The sequence below is a fragment of the Pseudomonas sp. NS1(2017) genome, from assembly GCF_002269425.1.
GTDB lineage: Bacteria > Pseudomonadota > Gammaproteobacteria > Pseudomonadales > Pseudomonadaceae > Aquipseudomonas > Aquipseudomonas reactans.
Map to the genome: position 1 here is coordinate 4,773,218 of NZ_CP022960.1, position 16,572 is coordinate 4,789,789.

A 16,572-nucleotide genomic window follows, 5' to 3' on the forward strand; every position below is an offset into this window, starting at 1 on the left:
GGGCAAGCGTTCTTCAGGCTGTGGTCAATGCCTCGCGGTAGGCAAACAACCCAGGCGTGCCACCCGTCATGATGAACAACACGTTGTCGCCACGGCGATAGCGCCCTTGCCGCAGGTCGGCGACTAGCCCGGCAAACGCTTTGCCCGAGTACACCGGATCGATCAGCAAGCCTTCGCAGCGCGCCATCAGGCGAACGGCTTCCACCATCGCCTGGGTCGGTACGCCATAACCTTCACCCAATTGGCTGCCATCGACATGGATGGCCCCTGCGCTTAACCCCGCTTTGTTGCCGAGCAGTGCCAGCGTGTCCTGGGCCAGTTGCAATGTGCGGGCCGCACTGGCTGGCTGATCGCTGAGCACGGAATAGGACTTCACGGTGTCTGCGCCTCTGCCAAGGTATTCGAACCCGGCGGCGAGCCCCGCATGGGTGCCGGCGCTGCCATTGGGCACGATCACTTGGGTAAAGGCGACATCGAGTGACGCTTCCTGCCGGACGATTTCCCCGGCGCAGCGCGCATAGCCAAGGCTGCCTGCAGCCGTCGACCCTCCCGTTGGAATCACCAGCACTTTGCGACCTTTTTTGCGCAGTTGCTCAGCCCTGACCTCGGCCATGGCCAACGCGTCAGCGCCCTTGTCCAGCACATGCATTTCGGCACCAAACAGCTGGTCCAGCAGAACATTGCCGTTGAGCTCATACTCAATCTCCGTCTTGGGCACCGACCGCGTGAGCACCAATTCGCAGGCGATTCCCAGACTTGCGCAGACGGCGGCGGTCAAGCGCGCATGGTTCGATTGAATGCCGCCCACGGTGATAATCGTGTCGATGCCTTGTGCGAGCGCAGCCCCCAGGTGAAATTCCAGCTTACGCAGCTTGTTGCCACCACCGCCGATGAGCATGTAGTCGTCACGCTTGAGGTAAAGGCCAATGCCTCGTTCGACCAATCCCAAGTGCTGTTCCAACCGAGACGCCCGCTGAATCGAGGTAGGGCCTTGCAGCAGGTCGGCCTTGGGAAAGGCACTGAGGGCGGTATCCAGTGGGGTTTGCATGGGAAAAGCCTCGTCGCTCAGGGTGATGACGGATGACTCTATGCATAAACGCGCCAGCAATAAATGGACCGGCCGTTTGCTGTCTACTAACCTGAGGTTAGCAATCCAGTGTTTGCGTTTCACTGTAGAAAAGTAGCGTTAGTTAGCAATAGTCGAACCCGAAGTAATGAATAAGCCGTTATTTAACTTACAAAGTCATAGTCCCAATAGTGAGTGTTGACGAAGTTGACAAGCGTGCGTATTTTTCTGCGGCCTTGTTGTTAGCGTCGTTTTTTGAGGTGTGAAGATTCGCTCATGAGCAAACTCAGGCAGATGGAAGTATTTGTTGCAGTGGTAGAAGCCGGAAGTTTTGCCGACGCCGCCTTATTGGTGGGCATGTCAGCCGTCATGGTAGGCAGGCATATTCAAAGCCTGGAAAAAACGCTGAACACCAAATTGATTCAAAGGACAACACGACGCCAATCGGTGACGGGCGAGGGGCGGCTTTTTTATGAAGAAGCCAAGCTCGCGCTGGAACAGGTCAAGTACGCCTACAACCTGGTTGAGGCCTCCACCGGCAAACCCAGCGGGTTATTGCGCATCACCGCGCCCATGACATTGGGGGTTTCCCTGGTGGCGCCGTTGGTCTCGGAGTTTATGCGCGCTTACCCGGACATCCAGATCGAGCTGATCCTGAGCAACGAGGTCATGGACCTGTATGAAAGCTCATTCGATATAGGCTTCAGGATTTCCGAACTGATCGAGGCCAATCTGATTGCAAAACCCCTTCCGCCTTATCGCATGGTGATCTGTGCGGCGCCTCAGTACCTTCAGGCGCAACAAACACCCACCACGCCCGAGGCGTTGCGCACCCACGCTATTCTGACGCACACCTCCTGGAGCAACACATTTGCCTGGTCGCTGAAAAGTGGCGACGCGCAATTCCCCTGGCCAGAGCGCGCAGTGCTGAAGAGCAATGACGGCCAGGTGCTGCTCCAGGCCGCCATTGCAGGTAACGGCATACTGATGCAGCCCGACTTTCTAGTCGCCAATGCCCTGAAAGAAGGCAAGCTGGTCAGCATCATGGAGGCATTCCTGCCAGAGCCCAAGCCGGTCCAAATCGTGTATCCGCGCCAGAAAAAGTCCCTGCCCAAGTTGGCGGTATTTGTCGACTTCGTCATGGCCCGCTTGGGCTAACGCGTGTTTGCGTCCAGGTTGTCAGGAGGAACGTTGTACATCCGCAAAGCTTCTGCCATGACCCGACTGAACACTGGGGCCGATACCAACCCGCCAAAATAGCCATTTTTGCGTGGGTTATCGATGACCACCACGATGGCAAACCGAGGGTCATTCACCGGCGCAAACCCGGCGAAGATCGAGCGGTAGGCGTTCGCTGTGTAGCCCTTCACACCCGTGCTCGTCTTGCGTGCCGTGCCGCTTTTACCGGCCACATGGTAGCCAGGCACCTTGGCCCGGAATATGCCCTTTGGTGCTTCGATGACTTGTTGCAGCATGTGCTTGAGGGTATCGGCGACCGTTTGTGGGATCACCTGCACCGGGACGGGCGCCGACGACCGGCGAAGCAGGGTGATCGGCACACTTTTGCCACCGTCCGCCAGGATCGCGTAGGCCTTGGCCAATTGGACAGCCGTGACAGACAACCCATACCCATATGAAAGCGTCGCGGTCTCGGCCGGGCGCCACTCCCGGTAGTTGGGCAAGTTGCCGGCGCGCTCACCGGGGAAACCCAGCCCGGTGTCCTGCCCCAGGCCGACACGGCGCATCAGGTCGAAGACCTTTTCACCGCCGATATCGAATGCCACCTTGCTCATTCCCACGTTGCTTGACCGGATCAGGATGCCGGTCATGTCCAATACCGGCCCTTGAGTCCTGGACAGGTCCCGGATCGTGTATCTGCCGATTTTCAGAATCCCCGAGCCGACCTCGACGGTATCGGTCGGCTTCCAACGGCCGGACTCCAACGCCGCGCTCATGGAAAAGGGCTTCATCGTCGAGGCCGGTTCAAACACATCAATCAAGGCCCGGTTGCGCATCATCACTGGCTGGAGATGGCTTCGGTTGTTGGGGTTATAGGTGGGGTAATTGACCATGGCGAGGACCTCGCCGGTCCTGACGTCCATGATGACCACGCTGCCGGCGAAGGCATCATTGGCGTTGATGGCGTCCTGAAGCTCGCGGTTTGCCATGTATTGCAAGCGCAGGTCCAACGACAGCGCCAGATCCTGCCCCGGCTTTGCCGGTTTGGCAGTGCCCAGGTCGCGGATGAGGCTGCCACGGCGGTCCTTCAGGACTTGCTGGCGTCCCGCAACCCCTTTCAACACGTTGTCGAACGCCAATTCGATGCCTTCGCTGCCTTTATCGTCGAGGTCGGTAAACCCCACCACATGGGCAGTGAGGGCGCCTGCCGGGTAGAAACGACGGGATTCTTCCAGGCTATACACGCCAGGGATGTGGTTGTCATGGACCCCGTGGGTGATCGCCTCGGCTCTATCCGGTGGCAGGCGACGGCTCAGATAAACAAACTCTTTATGTGCATTCTTCTCCAGGAAGGATGCCAGCCGGGTCTCAGGTATTTCCAGCAACACCGCCAGCAATGGCCATTTGTCTTGCGCCATCGCAAGTTCCTTGGCGTTGGCCCAGAACGAGATGACGGGTGTACTGACGGCCAGCGGTTCGCCATTTCTATCGGTGATCAGGCCGCGCTGCGCGGGGAGTGGGAGATAGCGCAGGCTACGTGCATCCCCTTGTTTTATCAGGAACTGCCGGTTGATGACTTGCAAATCGAGGATGCGCCAGGAGATTAACGCGACCAATGCTGCGAAGAGTGAAATGACCACTCGAAAGCGCCAGGGGTATCCAGTAATAGAAGGGTTCATAGAACTTGAACTTATAGAGGTTGCTTGAAACTCAGACAGGCATGATCCTCGCCTGTAGAAGTGCATGACGTAGAGAGGAAGGAGGAAGGCAGTGGGCGAATGGCTTACTGACTAAACCATTCAGGTGTGTGGATATTGAGTTTTTCCAAGGTCGCGGAGTTAATGCTGCCGGTGATATTCAACTCCAGGTCCATCTGAAACAGAAACAACGCGGTTTCTGTTTCCTGCCCGACGATGCCATCTATAGCCCCGGTGTAATATTCTCTCTGCGCCAAGGCCCTTTGTACGCAAACAACCAAGGCAATACCCTGGCGGGAGGCCAGTGCATCAGACAGCAAGTAAGGGGCCGTGTAATACGGCTGTTGCATGTTGTTTTTCAGTGAGTCTGCAACGTTATATAGCCCATAGACGGGGAGAGGGGCCTGGGAGGCCTGAGTGCATGTTGCAACTAACAGGCAGCCTGACAGTACAACGCCGTGGACCCTGACCCTGTTGCGTATCCTCTTCACGGTACTGCCTCGTTGCAATGATTTGAAAGCGTGTATCGGTTTTACGATACAGCAGGGATACACGCTAAAAAACGCAGCACAGGTACTTTTTGAACTAACCGGTGGTTTGGAATGACTGCGCGATAAAGCGCCGGCGCCTGCCAATCTCTTTGACCGCGTCCACCAGCGCTCTGAGAGGGCTTTCGGTTCTGTCGTAAAACGCATGGAAACGTGCACTCGCCAGGGGCGGCAGCCCTTCAGCCGGCCCCAGCGCTTTAAGCCCTTCACGCAGTTGGCTGCGGGCCAAGGGCGCAATGGCAAAGCCCGCCAGGGCAGCGGAAATGCAACCGGCCATGCTGCTGCTCTCGAACGCCAACCGCCAGGGTCGCCCTACACCCGACAATGCACGGATAGCGGCTTCACGGTACACACAGGGCTCCGGGAATACGGCCAGTGGAAGAGGGCCGTCGTCAGCGAGCACGGCCTTTGAATTGAACGCCCACACCAGCGGCTCTTCCCACAGCAGATCGCCCTCATCCGTGACTCTGCTGCACTGTTTCCCGAACACCACATCCAGTTTGCCTCGCTGCTGTTGTTGCAGCAGATCAGAGGTGATACCGACCTTCATTTCAATGGCCGTGCGCGGGAAGCTGCGCCCAAAAGTTTGCAGCACTTCTGCCAGCCACGTGCCTGCGAAATCCTCGGAAGAGCCGACACGAATTCGGCCCTCGACATGCGAGCCGCGCAACTTTGCGCGGAACTCCCGTTCGAGCGAGGTAATGTTTCGTGCGTAGGTGTAGAGCAATTCTCCCTCAGGGGTCAGCGCCAAGCGGCGAGTTGTCCGGGTGAGCAGCCGGATTCCGACGTCGTCCTCCAGACGCTTGATATGGCCGCTGACGGCCGAAGGCGTGATGGCCAACACCTCTGCCGCGGAGGCAAAACTGCTTGAATCGACCACCGTCAGAAAGGTCCGCAGCAGGGAGATATCCAGGGAGACGGCGGGATTGTCCAGACTCACGGCATTCACCTCAAAATATTGTCAATCAGTCGATATTCATCATGAATCAGTTTGTTTCTTGGCGATAGCATCTGTCTGAGCTAATTGCCTGGAGCCTGAAACGTCATGAGTTACGCCTTTGTGTCCACACCGCTGTTGAGCGTCGGCTATCTGGAATGGAACCCCGGTTCGAACAAGGTTGCCGTCCTCGTGCATGGCTGGCCGGACAGCCCTGAAACCTGGATACGCACCGCAACGGCCTTGGCTGATGCCGGTTTTCGTGTGTTGGCACCGGCACTGCGGGGTTTTGCGCCCACCACGTTCCGCGATGCCGACACACCGCGCAGTGGCGCACTGGCAACCTTGGGGCTGGACCTGCTGGACTTCATCGACGCCCTGGATTTGCAAGCGCCCGTGCTGGTCGGCCACGACTGGGGAGCAAGGGCAGTCGCCAGCGCCTGCGGGCTCCGGCCGGGTGTTGCGTCGGCCTTGGTGATGGTGTCGGTGGGCTACGGGACCAATGATCCTCATCAACCCATTTCCCTCCAGCAAGCCCGGAACTACTGGTATCACTGGTTCATGGCGACACCCAGGGGGCGCGAAGCGGTTGAGCAGAACCGGCATGAATTCGCCCGCACTATGTGGGAAACCTGGTCACCTGCCGGATGGTTTACGGAGGACGACTTCCAGACGGCCAGCCGTGCATTTGAAGGACCGGATTGGGCCGAGGTTGTCTTGCATTCCTATCGTCATCGATGGGGATTCGTTGACGGTGACGCAGCGTCGGATGCGGCGGACTTGAAACTGATTCCTGCCCCGGTCCTGGCGCTACCGACTCTGGTCCTGCATGGCGGTGCCGATACGTGCAATCACCCGGACAGCTCCAAGGGCCGTGAGCCGTTCTTTTCCGGGCACTACGAACGGGTCGTGATCGAGGGGGTGGGGCATTTTCCGCAGCGCGAGGCGCCCGAACTGATTGCCTATGAAATCCTGAGGTTCCTGCAGGCCGCCGCCCGGATCGCTTAAAACCAGCCGCTTTATTCAGTTTTCCCGTTTTGTTCCAGCGCCCCCGACAGCCATTGATCAACCGGGGCGTTGGAACTTTTTTTGCCTGCAAGGAAAGCGGAGCGGGGCGCTTTACTCTTTGACGTCCATGAACTCTTCAGCCCACGCCACGTAGTTTTCCGGCAGGGTATAGGTGTGCGTCAGCTCTGTGGCGCTGAGGTTATCGGTGCTGTGGGTCAACTGGCGCTGGGCACGCAGGCTGTCATAGGTCGCCTTGATTGCGGCAAAGTAAGCGCCGTGACCGGCAACCACCACGCGCACGCCAAGACTCGCCAGGCGCTTGGCATCGTTAAGCTTGGGATTGCCGTAAGTCACCAACATCAGTGGCACGGTCAGGTTCTCCGCGATCTTCTCCAGATGCTCGAAATCCGCCACACCCACCATGCAAATGCCATCGGCGCCGGCTTTCTGATACGCCAGGGTGCGCTCGATAACCGCTTCGGTCGGCAACACGCCGGCGTTGGTCCGCGCAATGATCGACAGCTCCGGATCAACACGAGCCTCCAGCGCAGCACGGACCTTGCCGATGCCTTCTTCGATGGAGATCAGATCGGTGGACTTGCGGCCAAACTGCGCGGGCAGCAACGTGTCTTCAATGGTCAACGCGGCCACACCGGCACGCTCAAGTTCTTCGACGGTGCGCATCACGTTCAGCGCGTTACCGTAGCCGTGGTCGGCGTCGGCAATGAACGGCAACTGGGCAACACGGCCGATACGGGTGGCTTGCTCAACGAACTCACTCAGGGTGATCAGTGCGAAATCGGGCGCGGCCAGTACCTGTAACGATGCAACGGAGCCGCCGAGGATGCCGACTTCAAAACCCAGGTCTGCGGCGATACGCGCGGACATCGGGTCAAAAACGGAGGCGGTTTCAACACACGCAGGCGTTGCAAGCAATTCACGAAAACTACGACGCAGGGCGCTGTGGGACTTTTTTGGCATGATCTTTCCTGGTTGGGGCCATTGTCGACATACGATCAATGCCTATTGATAGGCTTGTGAGATTACCATGTAGGAAAACGTAGGATTATGACGTTTGAGAATGGCGTATGCACAACGCACATATCAGCGACGTCGTTAAGGGACGCAAAGAGCCTCAGTCGGCCGCCAAACCGTTGGTGAGCAGTTGAGCCTTGAGGTCGGCACGGTAATTACGCGCGTAAGTGCGGCCAATGGTACTGGACCAGGACTGACCCTCTGCACGCCCGATGATCTGCCAGTGACGCATGAGATGTTGGTCGTAAGCAACAATGGCCGGCGCCAGCGCAGCGCCATTGTAACGCTCATAATGACAAAACGTGTCGATGGACATCCGCGGCTTCTGTGTTGCGGGTACACGCACGTGCCCCAGGACCATGCCGCACAGGGCGAAGGTATCCTGGGGGAGGTCCAATATCTTGATCATTTCCAGGGCGTTGGCGCGAATACCTCCGACGGGCACTACGCCCAACCCCAGCGAGCGTGCAGCGATCATCATGGTGCTGAGCACGATGCCGCCGTCGGTGCTGGCGGCGATCATGCCTTCGAGATGACGCTGGATCTGCTGTTCGTTTCCATTGAGTGCGGCGCCGACGGCGGTCTTGTGAAAATCCACCACCACGGTGATGAATACCGGCGCCGCGGCGATCCAGAGCTGGCCGCCGGCCACGTCTGCGATGCGCTGGCGAGTCTGCGCATCGCGCACGACGACCACCGAAATATGCTGGGCATTGAATGACGTTGGGGCTTGGTGGCCCGCGCGCAAAATAGCGTTCAGATGCTCGTCACTGATGGGCGTTGCGTGGTAGCTGCGTTCACTTCGATGGCTGGCGAGCAAGTCGAGGGTTGGCGTCATGCCTTATTCCTTTAAGGGCTGCTGAAGCGTTAAGAACAAGCGAGTTCAAGTGAGTGGCTGAATGTTATAGACGCAGCGTCGGTCGCCAGAGATCAGGTGCTCGCAACGCTCGACACTCGCGTCATCGCCCATCGCTGCACGGAATATCTGCAACTCCGAGCGACAGAAACCCTGGCATTTACGTGCCGCAGCACAAATCGGGCAATGGTTTTCAATGAGCAACCATCCTTTGCCTTCGGGCTCCATATGCGCCATGTAGCCAGCCAGTTCGCGAATACGCACCAGAATGCCGACCTTTTCTTCCAAAGTCGAAGCGTGCGAACACGCCTGGACATACTCCTGGCGATTGGTGGCTTCCATGCTGGTGATGATTTTTTCGACGCCGTCACTGCCGAAAACGCCCTCGATGGACTCGATCAAGTGCAGGGTCAAGACGCTGTGGGAGTCGGGGAACTTGTTTTGCGCGGTGTCGGTGAGCGCCCATTTCAAGGAGGGGCGACCTGCCCCTTGGGTGGGCGCCGAAACACCGACGATCAGCTCCGATGTCTGCAATTTCTGGATTTGCTGCCGGGCGGCCTCAAAGGTGAGCTCCAGCAAGGAAGCCAGTTCGGTGGTTTTGAGCGGGCCACGGGTTTTGAGCAAAAACAGAATGCGATCAGCAGTGGATGACTGGGTGTCGTCAGTGGGTCTGGAGGTCATAAATTGCGTGTAACCATGGGGAGTGAGCACGTCACTGAAGTTTGTCGACCTTTGGCGCCATCCATTGCGTAAGGGTAGAGGGCATGAGCATAGTCAGTTTTGCGGACGAGGAAAATATTTAATAAATAGAATAAGTATTATTGTACTGATTCCGAATAATTATAAAAGGTCGTCCTTGCTTTTGTGTTTCTTAGGGCTAGGCTGGTAGCGAGCTTTTGGAAGCCTCTGGCCACACGTTCAGTTGCATACGACTCCGGACCGTTAAATACACACTGCGCCCAAGCCGCCAACGCTTGCCGACGTCAGTGAAAATAACAATACCCAAGGAAGAGAATCAGTATGACTGTGCAAAAACCGACAACTATTTATGAGCACGCGGAAGAGATTACGGCCCTCAACAGCGTGGTCGATCTGGTGAAGCTTTCCGACCAGTATCGGCAGTCCGCCATCCTCCACTTCGCCGTAGCGCAGCGGATCTTCGATCAAACAGCCCAACCCGCCACCGCCCTCGCCATCAGCCAACAAATGGGTTGGGTCACCAACAAGACAAAGATTTTCCTCAATGGCCTGGTTGCCCTGGGCCTGTTGAAAAAAAACCAGGACACCTACGTCAATCAGCCTCTGTCCCAGCGCTTTCTGGTCAGTCACAGCGTTGAGTTCATCGGCCCGATTATTGACCACCAGCGCTTGCAGTGGCAGAACTGGCCGCGCCTGGGGGAGATCCTCAGCAGCGCCGAGTCCATGGATTTCCAACAAGAGAATCGCTTCAAGCACGACATCGCCGCACGCGATGCCTTTAACGATGCGATGGTGCGCTTCAGCCAACCCATGGTCGATGTACTCAAAGCATTGCCGGTCTTCGCCGGCGCTACAAAGGTTATCGACCTGGCCGGTGGGCACGGCACCTATATCGCTGAAATCGCACGCCGTCACCCCCAGGTCCAGGGTGAGATCTGGGACTTGGCAGCCACACGCCAGTCGGCTGAAAGCACCCTCGAAAAATTCCAGTTGGCGGGGCGCCTTACGTTCAAGGAACGCAACTTGCTGGATCTGGCACGTTACGAAGGCGAGCGTGCAGACGTGGTGATGGTCAATGACTGCCTGCACTACTTCACTCGCGAAGAAACCCAAGCGTTGCTGCGTTCGGCCGCGCAACTGGTGAATGACGGTGGTTCACTGCTGGTGCTGAGCATGACCCTGGACAGTGATGAGATTCATCCGGCACTGTCGGCAGACTTCTCCTTGCACATGATGGTCAACACGGTGCATGGCGAGTTGCACCCCACCCGTTGGATCGCCGAGCAGATAGCTGCCCAGGGTTTCGAGGTGACGCAAGAGCCTATCGGGCGTTACAGCCTGCTGATGGGACGTCGTGCTGAGAGGAGGGTAGGCTGATGTTGCGGTTTATCACCCTGTACTCCGCTGACACGGCGGCACACATGAGCGCGTTTCTTGGGGCATTGAACAACTGCGCCAAGACTGCTGGCTTTGAACTGTGCGCTGCCGTAGAGAATGCCCGGCTACCTGAGGCTGACGGGCTAATCCTGCTGGTGTCAGCCGCTGATAGCCCTGATGCACTGGACGCTCGGCTCAAGGCGTTGGTGGACGTCTACCGTAACAAAACGGTCAGCGTCATTCGCCTGCACGAAGGCACGGCGGTCAAACCGATTGCTGAACCGCTGAGCGCGATATGGCTGCAGCACGCCGCGTGTTTCGTCTATCCCCATGCGCTTGCGCTCAATAATGACGCGGACGTGTTCCAGGAAACAGTCAAGCATTGGCTGGCCGGCTTCTCCAAATTCACCGCGGCGATCAAGATGTGGCGTGCCCTGGAAGGGGTGTCCATCGCGGCGGCCGCCCAGGAATCCCAACGGCCGCAAATGGCCCATATCAATATCCTGACCCGTGACCTGGAGGCCTCCCAGGCGTTCTACCGCGAAATCTTCGGCGCGCGGTATTGCTACAACCTCGGGCCGCGCAAAGTGGTCATGGAGCTGAACGGATTCGACTTCTTTATCGAGCACAATAGCGATTTTTCTTACCCGCAAGGCTATCACATCGGTATCCGGGCGCTGCCGGAGGATGTCAGGCGCATCGCCGACAAGGTCGCTGCCGACGACACTATTACCCTGGTCAAGGGCAATGGCCCATCCCCGGGTTATCACCAGGGTCCGGACAATGTCCGCACTGCCGTGTATTTCGAAGATCCCGATGGGTTGGTGGTTGAAGTGTATTCCACCGAAATCGAAATGCTCGAGACCAATCGAAGGTTGCTGCTCGACCGACTCTGATACCTGACTGATCAACGCACGCCGAGCGGATTTGCGCTCGGTCGCGGATTTGTTCGCTCGGAATAAAGGTGTACCTATGACAAATCAATACGGTTGGCATTGGCCAACGCTACCGAGCCCCTTGCCGAAAAACACGTCTGACCGGGTATTGATGGGCTACCCGCCGGCTTACGTGGAATATGAACTGACCCGGCAGATCGCCGACGCCACCGGACAGTTGATGAGTGCACCCATCGAGCAACTGTTGCGGATGGTCGAGTCCGCTGCCGAACCCTTGGTCCGACGAATTGCCGCCGGTGAGGTGCTGGGCTGCAAGGGCGACCCGCGTATCGATGTATTCAATCCCAACCTGCGCGACATTCCCGCCGCCCAAGTGGAAATCGGCCTGGAGCCGCAACGCGTCGACACGGTCATGAAGACCTACGCGGGTCTGGGCCTGGACCGCAGTTGGATCGAGAAGGAAACCCCCAATCATCGGGTCAGTCTCGCGAGTTTTCGCATGGCTCGGTATCCGGTGACCAACAGTGAATACCGCGCCTTCCTGCTGGATACCGGTTATCCGTTCTTGCCGACCAGTTGGGCCTTTGGCCGTTTCCCCCAGCACCAGGCCAACCACCCCGTGTACAGCGTCAGTGACGCCGATGCCGACGCCTACGCCCAATGGTTGAGCCTTCGCACCGGGCGCGCGTTCGCCTTGCCCAGCGAAGCGCAGTGGGAGTACGCCGCGGCAGGGCTGCAGCGCGCGCAGTTTCCATGGGGCGAAACATTCAATGTCGAGTACGCCAACACCCTCGAATTGGGGCTGCTGACCACGACACCCGTCGGGGTATTTATTGAAGGAGCCTCGATCTTTGGCGTGCTCGACATGGCCGGCAACGTGGAAGAGTACGTTGCCGACGATTATCAGGCGTACCCGGGCGGGCCTGTGATCAGTGATGACCTGGTGCTGGATGTCGGTCGGCACCGTGTGGCCCGTGGAGGCAGCTTCACCCGTTTCAGGGATCTTGCGCGCAATCAGCGCCGACATGGACGTTATCCAAGACCCATCTATGTCATGGGATTCCGTTTAGTGGAAAACAACGTTGACCAGAACGTCTCACGCACATAGAGGCTTAGTCATGGACACTCCAGTAACGCTGCATACGCAAGTCCCCATCTCGATTCTTGGTGGGTCCGTCAATGCACAGTTCTTCGGCTTCAAAGGCTTTGACAAACACAACGAGCATTTTGCCGTCAGGGCAGGCCGGCCGGATACCGAAGTACCGCTGGTTCGGGTGCATTCGGAATGTATCACCGGTGATGTGTTCGGCTCCCAACGTTGCGATTGCGGCCCGCAGTTGCAGGAAGCACTCAGGGCGTTGAATGCCCAAGGCGGCTACTTGATTTACCTGCGCCAGGAAGGACGCGGAATCGGCCTGTACTCGAAGTTTGAAACCTACCTGCTGCAAGACGCGGGCATGGACACCTACGAAGCCAATGTGGAGCTCAACCATCCGGAAGACTCGCGCAGTTTTGCCCCTGCGGTCGCCATGCTGCGTGCCCTGGACGTCAATCGCTGCCGGCTGCTGACCAATAATCCGGACAAGGTCAAACAACTGCGCGACGGCGGGATCGACGTGGTCAGTTCCGTGCCCACCGGAGTGTTCCTGACCAAGCAGAACCACAACTACTTGCGTTCGAAAGTCAGCAAGTCGCGGCACACCATCAAGCTTTGATTTCATTCTCCAGGAAAAGGAATTTTCGATGAAACATATAGGCCCTATCAGTGGTGTCGCCGCCCATGCGGGTGAGTTCATCGCCACCGCCGGCTACGACAACCAAGTGATCTTGTGGAACGCCCGCACCGGGCATTCGATCCACCGTGTCAGCCATGACCACCTGGCCAACCAGTGCGCGTTCAGTGCCGATGGCCAATTCCTTGTCAGCGCCAGCAGCGACTACACCGCCCGAGTTTGGGAAGTGCCGAGCATGCGCCTGAAGGCCGTGCTATCGGGGCATGACGACGATGTGGAAATGGCCGTGTTTTCACCGGACGGAACGTCGATCGCGACCTGCTCACGCGATCATCAACTGCGCCTCTTCGACTTGGACGGCAACCTCAAGGGCACGTGCCGTGGGCATCAGGCTGATGTGATTTCCGTGGTCTGGTCGCCGGACGGCAAGCGGCTGATTTCCAGCAGCGACGACGGCACCGTGCGCCAGTGGGATACCGCCAGTTTCAAGCAATGTGATGAGGTGGATATCGGTGGGGTCGAGACCGATACCGTTGCCATCACTCGCGCCGGCGTGGTGTTTGCCGGGGATGATGAAGGGCGCATCTCGATTATCCATCAGGGCGATATCCGCTCCATTGCCGCACATGATGCGGGGATCAAACGGATCGTCTGGAACGATGAAAAGCAACTGCTGGTGACCTTGAGTTATGACCGCCTGGCGATCCTCTGGCGCTTTGATGGCATCCAACTGGAGCAACTGCGCAGCACCAACCTGCCCAGCATTGTCTGGCCGCGCAGTTGCGCGTTCGTTGGCAGTGATGCGCTGGTGTTCGCAACCTTTGGTTCACGCTATGCCACTTGGGATTATGAAACCGACCAGTGGACCGTGGAAGGGATCCAGCCGGCGGTAAGCATCAATGCCGTGGTCACCCGCGATGGCCAACAGTACAGCATCGGTGACGCCGGCTTGCTGTTTCGCGACAACCAACCATTGAGCGGCGTTGGCAGCCTTTGCAACTTCCTGTTGCCGTTCGGGCCGTTGCTGCTGACCGGCGGGCAGATGGGGCAGGTTTTCGATGCCCTCAGCGGGCGCCTGCTGTATCAGCACCGTTCGCCACTCAATTGTGGCACCACCTTCCAACGCAACGGCCAACTCCATGCGCTGATCGGAACTTACACGGGTGAAGGCCTGGTCTTTGTCATCGATGGCGATAACAGCCTGAAGTGGGTGGCCTCGATCCCGATGCACGACAACGCAATCAAGGGCGTGGCCGCCAATGAGCATCACTTGTTCAGCGTGTGCGCGTCGGCGGCCGCAGCACTGCACTCGATCGAGGACTTCAGCTGTTCGCGGCATATCGAAAATGCCCACACGCGTATCTCCAACGGTTGCTGCCGGGTCGAAGGCGGTTTTGCCAGTATTGGCCGCGACCTGAAGTTGCGCCTGTGGCTGGACAGCGGGGACGAGGTCTACGACACGCCACACCGCAACTCCATCAAGTGCATTTGTGCCTCCGCCGATGGCGAGGTCATTGCCACCGCCAACTACAGCGGCACCATCGCGTTGTTTGATTTGCCCAGCCGTTCCTGGCAGCAGGTGCAGCGTCCCACGGCCAGCGGCATCTCTTGTATTACCCACAGCCTTGCCAGCGATGATTTCCTGGCCAGCTCCTATGACGGCCATATCTACGGTATCGCCACCCGTCGCGCCTCTTGACCCAAGGATCTCCAGACATGAGCAAACCAGCGCAATTCATGGACGTACCGTCGTACCGCGGGGCACTCAATACCTCGTTTGTGCACCGCTACAGCCATGGCGAAGACGAATGGTCGTGGGACATTGGCATGGCCAAGGCGGCCCGGGTGTTTCTCGAGTTACTGGGGACGACGCCGGATCAGCATATTCTGGACGTGGGCGTCGGCCGGGCACGGGACGCCTCGGAGTTTATCCAGGCAGGGCACCGTGTGACGGGGCTGGATATTGTCGAAAACTCGAGTTGGCCGCTGCTGCGCAAGCGTTGGGGCGAGCGCCTGCAACTGGTATGCAGCGCGCTGCAGGACTGGCAACCGCCTGCGGGCAAGCTGTTCGACGCCGCGCTGGACAACGGTTGTTTTCATCATCAACACCCTGACGAGTGGGAGGCCTACCTGGCCAACATCCGACAGTTCGCCCGGCCGGGCGCCTTGATCGGGCTGAATGTGTTTGGTGTCGACGCGAGCAACCCGACGCCAGGGTGGCGAGCAATGGACAACCAGCGTCAAGGTTACTTTTTCACTGAGCAAGGTGTGCGCGAAACCTTCGAAGGGTTTGGCTTCACCTGGCAGGAACTGGTGGTGATCGAGCGTCAACATGGGGACGCGGTTTATCTCTTGGCGCTGCTTCGCACATGAGCCGGGTGCCGTTGTGCGACCGCCATTTCATGGCGCTCGCCCTGGCATTGGCCGATCGAGGCGCCTACACCACGGCGCCTAATCCCAGGGTTGGTTGCGTGATTGTCAAGCACGACGAAGTGCTTGGCCAGGGTTGGCATGCAAGGGCAGGGCAGGCACACGCCGAGGTCAATGCGTTGCGCGAAGCGGGCGATCAGGCGCGGGGTGCCACTGCCTATGTCACGCTGGAACCCTGCGGTGGTCATGGGCGTACCCCGCCCTGTGTCGATGCGTTGATCCATGCAGGTATAGCGCGGGTGGTGGTCGCCAGTGTCGACCGCTCCCAGCACGAGAATCATGGCGTCGAACGGCTCAGGGCGGCGGGGGTGGTGGTTGAACACCTGCCGAGCCCCGAGGCGCGGGAGTTGAACCAAGGCTTCTTTTCACGCATCGAGCGTCAGCGGCCCTGGGTGCGGATCAAGTTGGCCATGAGCCTGGACGGGCGCACAGCCCTGGCCACAGGGGAGTCCAAGTGGATCACCTCGGCGCAGTCCCGGGACGACGTGCAAACCTGGCGCGCCAGATCCTGCGCCGTACTCACAGGCAGCGGCACGCTGCACGCGGACAACCCGCATTTGACGGTGCGCTTGGCGGATCCGCAGACGGCGTTTGTTGCGCCGCTGCGGGTGGTGCTGGACCAGGATCTCAAAGGCCCCACCGATGCCCATGTATGGGATGGCGAGGCGCCCACCCTGATCTTTCATGGCCCGGCCGTCACACCACAGGGCGTGCCGCCAGACAGCGTGCGCTTTCGCCAGGTTGGGTTGTCGGACGGGCGCCTGGACCTGCATCAGGTCATGGCATGCCTGGCGGAGGAGGGGTGCAACGAAGTCCAGGTCGAAGCCGGAGCGGTGTTGTGCGGCGCTTTAGCGGCTGCGGGCCTGGTGGATGAGTGGCTGATCTATATCGCCCCCCTGTTGTTGGGCAGTGATGCCCGCCCATTGCTGGGAATCAATGGGTTCACGTCATTGGCCGAGGCCCGGCAATTGTCGATTGTGGAGCAATGCCAGGTGGGTGGAGACCTGCGCCTGCGGTTAAAACCCCTAGGCGGTGAGTCAGCGTTATCGGCTGTCGTTGAAGAGGCAATATAGGGGACAAATAATTACACAAGTAAATGCTTTTATAATAG

General features: G+C 58.6%; 16 protein-coding genes. 9 read left to right on the forward strand and 7 right to left on the reverse strand.

The genetic code is table 11. The annotated features are described in order from the left end of the window. Positions 1-13 precede the first annotated feature (13 nt). Positions 14-1,048: a D-cysteine desulfhydrase family protein gene (locus CI807_RS22245; RefSeq protein ID WP_095016241.1), complete on the reverse strand. Its 1,035-nt coding sequence runs from the start codon at positions 1,046-1,048 to the stop codon at positions 14-16. A gap of 294 nt (positions 1,049-1,342) precedes the next feature. On the opposite strand from CI807_RS22245, the gene CI807_RS22250 reads away from it, so the two are divergent. Continuing rightward, positions 1,343-2,224 (forward strand): LysR family transcriptional regulator, encoded by an 882-nt coding sequence (locus tag CI807_RS22250; RefSeq protein WP_095016242.1) that lies wholly within the window; start codon positions 1,343-1,345, stop codon positions 2,222-2,224. Here CI807_RS22250 and CI807_RS22255 read toward each other — a convergent pair. From CI807_RS22255 to CI807_RS22265, 3 genes are all read right to left on the reverse strand, one after another. Further along, a complete protein-coding gene (locus CI807_RS22255) occupies positions 2,221-3,924 on the reverse strand; it encodes a penicillin-binding protein 2 (protein WP_095016243.1) in 1,704 nt (567 codons plus the stop codon). The two genes, CI807_RS22250 and CI807_RS22255, sit on opposite strands and share 4 nt — an antisense overlap. A gap of 104 nt (positions 3,925-4,028) precedes the next feature. Then, positions 4,029-4,292, reverse strand: coding sequence for a peptidoglycan-binding protein (locus CI807_RS31355; protein ID WP_157742069.1), 264 nt, complete (start codon positions 4,290-4,292; stop codon positions 4,029-4,031). Between the two features lie 235 nt (positions 4,293-4,527). Further along, positions 4,528-5,430: a LysR substrate-binding domain-containing protein gene (locus CI807_RS22265; protein WP_218239526.1), complete on the reverse strand. Its 903-nt coding sequence runs from the start codon at positions 5,428-5,430 to the stop codon at positions 4,528-4,530. Between the two features lie 105 nt (positions 5,431-5,535). Here CI807_RS22265 and CI807_RS22270 point away from each other — a divergent pair, with 105 nt between their 5' ends. Next, entirely contained in the window at positions 5,536-6,435 is a 900-nt protein-coding gene (locus CI807_RS22270; RefSeq protein ID WP_095016246.1) for an alpha/beta fold hydrolase, read from the forward strand. 111 nt (positions 6,436-6,546) lie between these two features. On the opposite strand, the gene CI807_RS22275 is transcribed toward CI807_RS22270, so the two are convergent. From CI807_RS22275 to CI807_RS22285, 3 genes are all read right to left on the reverse strand, one after another. Then, a complete protein-coding gene (locus CI807_RS22275) occupies positions 6,547-7,416 on the reverse strand; it encodes an oxaloacetate decarboxylase (RefSeq protein ID WP_016975727.1) in 870 nt (289 codons plus the stop codon). Between the two features lie 154 nt (positions 7,417-7,570). After that, complete coding sequence (locus CI807_RS22280) at positions 7,571-8,308, reverse strand: nitroreductase family protein (protein ID WP_095016247.1); 738 nt, start codon at positions 8,306-8,308, stop codon at positions 7,571-7,573. A 45-nt stretch (positions 8,309-8,353) separates the two neighbouring features. Then, on the reverse strand, positions 8,354-9,007 hold the full coding sequence (locus CI807_RS22285; protein WP_095016248.1) for a metalloregulator ArsR/SmtB family transcription factor: 654 nt from the start codon (positions 9,005-9,007) through the stop codon (positions 8,354-8,356). Between the two features lie 339 nt (positions 9,008-9,346). Between CI807_RS22285 and CI807_RS22290 the strand changes: the two genes are divergently transcribed. From CI807_RS22290 to ribD, 7 genes are all read left to right on the forward strand, one after another. After that, positions 9,347-10,402, forward strand: a complete 1,056-nt coding sequence (locus CI807_RS22290; protein WP_095016249.1) for a methyltransferase — start codon at positions 9,347-9,349, stop codon at positions 10,400-10,402. Beyond that, positions 10,402-11,298 (forward strand): VOC family protein, encoded by an 897-nt coding sequence (locus tag CI807_RS22295; protein WP_095016250.1) that lies wholly within the window; start codon positions 10,402-10,404, stop codon positions 11,296-11,298. The genes CI807_RS22290 and CI807_RS22295 overlap by 1 nt, the downstream gene beginning before the upstream one ends. A gap of 76 nt (positions 11,299-11,374) precedes the next feature. Then, the gene (locus tag CI807_RS22300) at positions 11,375-12,406 is read left to right on the forward strand and encodes a formylglycine-generating enzyme family protein (RefSeq protein WP_371857987.1); all 1,032 of its coding nucleotides are present in this window, start codon (positions 11,375-11,377) and stop codon (positions 12,404-12,406) included. A 10-nt stretch (positions 12,407-12,416) separates the two neighbouring features. Continuing rightward, positions 12,417-13,013: a GTP cyclohydrolase II RibA gene (ribA, locus tag CI807_RS22305; RefSeq protein WP_095016252.1), complete on the forward strand. Its 597-nt coding sequence runs from the start codon at positions 12,417-12,419 to the stop codon at positions 13,011-13,013. Between the two features lie 28 nt (positions 13,014-13,041). Then, positions 13,042-14,730 carry a WD40 repeat domain-containing protein gene (locus CI807_RS22310; protein ID WP_095016253.1) on the forward strand — a complete coding sequence of 563 codons (1,689 nt, stop codon included), beginning with the start codon at positions 13,042-13,044 and terminating at the stop codon, positions 14,728-14,730. A 17-nt stretch (positions 14,731-14,747) separates the two neighbouring features. After that, positions 14,748-15,404: a class I SAM-dependent methyltransferase gene (locus CI807_RS22315; protein WP_095016254.1), complete on the forward strand. Its 657-nt coding sequence runs from the start codon at positions 14,748-14,750 to the stop codon at positions 15,402-15,404. After that, positions 15,401-16,534 (forward strand): bifunctional diaminohydroxyphosphoribosylaminopyrimidine deaminase/5-amino-6-(5-phosphoribosylamino)uracil reductase RibD, encoded by a 1,134-nt coding sequence (gene ribD, locus CI807_RS22320; protein ID WP_256578584.1) that lies wholly within the window; start codon positions 15,401-15,403, stop codon positions 16,532-16,534. The genes CI807_RS22315 and ribD overlap by 4 nt, the downstream gene beginning before the upstream one ends. The last annotated feature ends 38 nt before the right edge of the window (positions 16,535-16,572 follow it).

What these genes read in the sequence shown, in the direction of transcription:
- CI807_RS22290 (WP_095016249.1), top strand. Translation starts at nt 9,347, where the DNA reads ATGACTGTGCAAAAACCGACAACTATTTATGAGCACGCGGAAGAGATT.
- CI807_RS31355 (WP_157742069.1), bottom strand. Translation starts at nt 4,292, where the DNA reads ATGCAACAGCCGTATTACACGGCCCCTTACTTGCTGTCTGATGCACTG.
- CI807_RS22250 (WP_095016242.1), top strand. Translation starts at nt 1,343, where the DNA reads ATGAGCAAACTCAGGCAGATGGAAGTATTTGTTGCAGTGGTAGAAGCC.
- CI807_RS22275 (WP_016975727.1), bottom strand. Translation starts at nt 7,416, where the DNA reads ATGCCAAAAAAGTCCCACAGCGCCCTGCGTCGTAGTTTTCGTGAATTG.
- CI807_RS22285 (WP_095016248.1), bottom strand. Translation starts at nt 9,007, where the DNA reads ATGACCTCCAGACCCACTGACGACACCCAGTCATCCACTGCTGATCGC.
- CI807_RS22295 (WP_095016250.1), top strand. Translation starts at nt 10,402, where the DNA reads ATGTTGCGGTTTATCACCCTGTACTCCGCTGACACGGCGGCACACATG.
- ribA (WP_095016252.1), top strand. Translation starts at nt 12,417, where the DNA reads ATGGACACTCCAGTAACGCTGCATACGCAAGTCCCCATCTCGATTCTT.
- CI807_RS22270 (WP_095016246.1), top strand. Translation starts at nt 5,536, where the DNA reads ATGAGTTACGCCTTTGTGTCCACACCGCTGTTGAGCGTCGGCTATCTG.
- CI807_RS22300 (WP_371857987.1), top strand. Translation starts at nt 11,375, where the DNA reads ATGACAAATCAATACGGTTGGCATTGGCCAACGCTACCGAGCCCCTTG.
- CI807_RS22310 (WP_095016253.1), top strand. Translation starts at nt 13,042, where the DNA reads ATGAAACATATAGGCCCTATCAGTGGTGTCGCCGCCCATGCGGGTGAG.
- CI807_RS22245 (WP_095016241.1), bottom strand. Translation starts at nt 1,048, where the DNA reads ATGCAAACCCCACTGGATACCGCCCTCAGTGCCTTTCCCAAGGCCGAC.
- CI807_RS22315 (WP_095016254.1), top strand. Translation starts at nt 14,748, where the DNA reads ATGAGCAAACCAGCGCAATTCATGGACGTACCGTCGTACCGCGGGGCA.
- ribD (WP_256578584.1), top strand. Translation starts at nt 15,401, where the DNA reads ATGAGCCGGGTGCCGTTGTGCGACCGCCATTTCATGGCGCTCGCCCTG.
- CI807_RS22280 (WP_095016247.1), bottom strand. Translation starts at nt 8,308, where the DNA reads ATGACGCCAACCCTCGACTTGCTCGCCAGCCATCGAAGTGAACGCAGC.
- CI807_RS22255 (WP_095016243.1), bottom strand. Translation starts at nt 3,924, where the DNA reads ATGAACCCTTCTATTACTGGATACCCCTGGCGCTTTCGAGTGGTCATT.